Source organism: Streptomyces sp. NPDC058812 (assembly GCF_042744565.1).
Taxonomy (GTDB): domain Bacteria; phylum Actinomycetota; class Actinomycetes; order Streptomycetales; family Streptomycetaceae; genus Streptomyces; species Streptomyces thinghirensis.
Genome location: NZ_JBHYOB010000062.1, coordinates 1 through 2,563 on the forward strand (window position 1 = coordinate 1; position 2,563 = coordinate 2,563).

3 protein-coding genes and 1 pseudogene are annotated in these 2,563 nt (G+C 60.1%); all 4 read left to right on the plus strand.

All coding sequences use genetic code 11. From position 1 onward, the window contains the following. The first annotated feature begins 404 nt into the window (after positions 1–404). The 4 genes and pseudogenes from ACFW48_RS38550 to ACFW48_RS38565 all read left to right on the plus strand — a co-directional run bounded on the left by ACFW48_RS38550 (position 405) and on the right by ACFW48_RS38565 (position 2,110). The gene (locus ACFW48_RS38550) at positions 405–728 is read left to right on the plus strand and encodes a MobC family plasmid mobilization relaxosome protein (protein ID WP_170989424.1); all 324 of its coding nucleotides are present in this window, start codon (positions 405–407) and stop codon (positions 726–728) included. Then, positions 718–1,083, plus strand: a pseudogene (locus ACFW48_RS38555) (relaxase/mobilization nuclease domain-containing protein); the annotation flags it as partial. The gene ACFW48_RS38550 and the pseudogene ACFW48_RS38555, both read left to right, overlap by 11 nt. A gap of 322 nt (positions 1,084–1,405) precedes the next feature. Further along, positions 1,406–1,891, plus strand: coding sequence for an MbeB family mobilization protein (locus ACFW48_RS38560; RefSeq protein WP_137502582.1), 486 nt, complete (start codon positions 1,406–1,408; stop codon positions 1,889–1,891). 3 nt (positions 1,892–1,894) lie between these two features. After that, a complete protein-coding gene (locus tag ACFW48_RS38565; RefSeq protein ID WP_079967714.1) occupies positions 1,895–2,110 on the plus strand; it encodes an MbeD family mobilization/exclusion protein in 216 nt (71 codons plus the stop codon). Positions 2,111–2,563 lie beyond the last annotated feature (453 nt).

Here is a 2,563-nt window from a genome sequence, read left to right on the forward strand (position 1 = left end):
CGGCAACGCCGCATCCTTTCCCCGGCTTTTCTTTACTTGAGCGCCATCTCTTTATTTCGTCATTCGTGAGCATGTAACGCCCGCCGCAGTCTCACGGCAGGAGCGTAGCGACCGAGTGAGCGAGGAGGCGTCATTTCATCGACACCTGCATTTCGCACTTACGCCCCGCAGCCGCATTTTTTCCCCTGCCACATGAAGCACTTCCCTGAGTCACCACTCCGAACTAACATATTAAGCCAGTATACACTCCGCTAGCGCTACGTGACTGGTTCAGGGCTGCGCCCCGAAACCCGCTAAAACCACTGACGCGCCTGCGGCTTGTCCAACACCGCGCCGAACGGGAAAAGATTTCCCGCCCGTCCCGGCGTTATCAGGAGGCCGGATTGGCAGACAAACGCAGCAAAATGCTCACCATGTGGGTGACCGAAGATGAGCACCGCCGTCTGCTGGAGCGCTGCGACGGTAAACAGCTCGCGGCCTGGATGCGGCAGACGTGCCTGGACGAGAAGCCCGCCCGAACCGGCAAACTTCCCTCGCTCTCGCCGGCGCTGCTTCGTCAGCTTGCCGGCATGGGGAACAACCTTAACCAGATTGCCCGGCAGGTTAACGGCGGTGGCGGCAGCGGGCACGACCGCGTGCAGGTTGTCGCCGCGCTGATGGCCATCGATGCCGGACTCGAGCGGCTGCGGCACGCCGTGCTGGAAAAGGGGGCAGACGATGATCGTTAAGTTTCACCCCCGGGGGCGCGGCGGTGGCGCCGGGCCTGTGGATTACCTGCTGGGCAAAGACCGCCAGCGCGAAGGTGCCAGCGTTCTGCAGGGGAAGCCGGAGGAAGTCCGGGAGCTTATCGACGCCTCGCCCTACGCCAAAAAATACACATCCGGCGTCCTGTCTTTTGCCGAACAGGACTTACCGCCCGGCCAGCGTGAAAAGCTGATGGCGAGCTTCGAGCGGGTTCTGATGCCCGGACTCGATAAAGACCAGTACAGCGTGCTGTGGGTTGAGCACCGGGACAAAGGGAGGCTGGAGCTGAACTTCCTGATCCCGAACACGGAGCTGCTGACCGGCAGGCGTCTCCAGCCGTATTACGACCGCGCCGACCGACCGCGCATCGATGCCTGGCAGACCATTGTGAACGGCAGGCTGGGGCTGCACGATCCAAACGCGCCGGAAAACCGGCGGGCGCTGGTCACGCCGTCCGCGCTGCCGGAAACGAAGCAGGAAGCCGCCCAGGCGATTACGCGGGGTTTACTGGCCTTAGCCTCGTCCGGGGAGCTGAAAACCCGTCAGGACGTCACTGAGGCGCTGGAAAGCGCTGGTTTTGAGGTGGTGCGCACTACAAAAAGCAGCATCAGCATTGCCGACCCGGACGGGGGGCGAAACATCCGACTGAAGGGAGCCATCTATGAACAGTCTTTTAACGCTGGCGAAGGACTTAGAGCAGAAATCGAAAGCGCAGCAGCAGAGTACCGGCGAGATGCTGAAAGCCGCATTCAGCGAGCACGAGAAGTCTGTCAGAGCGGAACTGAGCGAAAGCGAGAAGAGAATCAGCGCCGCCATCCTCGAGCACGACCGGAAGCTGTCCTCAGCCATGAGCCAGCGCACGAAAGGGATGCTGCGCATGGTCAGCCAGACGTGGCTGACCATCGTCCTGGTGTCCGCGCTGCTGATCGCTTCGAGCGCGGCCATTCTGTGGTGGCAGAGTCAGCAGATACTCGACAATTACACGACCATCCGGGAGCAGAAGAGCACGCAGGCTATGCTGTCCGATCGGAACAGCGGCGTGCAGCTCTCGACCTGCGGCGATCAGAGACGCCGCTGCGTGAGGGTGAACCCGGAAGCGGGACGGTTCGGAGAGGATTCGAGCTGGATGATACTGGCGGGGAAATAGCACATGACGGAGCTGGAAAAACAGTTGCTGAGCGCATTAGAGCAGCTACAGCAGGACTACTCGAAAAGGCTGGACGAGTGGGAGAACGCCTTCGCGGAATGGCGGACGATGTCTGGTCTTATGCAACGGGAGAACGCGGCGCTGAGCGAGCGCGTCACGGTCTTGAGCAGGCAGGTGCAGAGTTTGAGCGATCAGCTGCGCCGGTTGTCGCAAGGCTGAACGGAATCGAGGCGCACCGGGAGCAGCAGCGGGCGGCGCAGCACCAGAAAGCGCTGGAGCTGGAACGATCGCAGCGCCAGCGGACGTATGACGGTCCGTCGCTGTAACAAACCGGATAAAACGGGGGGGGCGGCGCAGATCCCCGCCGAAAGCCGGTGCCATTCACCCGGTTGCATGGCTATGCAGTCGGGTGAAATTTATCTGACGCGGAATGCGCGATTTAGTGGGGAGTTTACTGCCGGTTTTACCGGGCTGACGCCGCTTTCGCGCCGAACCCGCCCTGAGGCGGTGCCGGAAAGCACTGTTATGGTAAATGCGGAGTTAATGCATGCTCTTTTGACGTCACTTTTAAACTAAATTGACGTCCTGACGTCTAGTTAGTATTATTATTTTATACAAAAATACTGGATTTATAAACATGTCTTTGGCTCCTGGTGTTGTTCGTGACTCGAT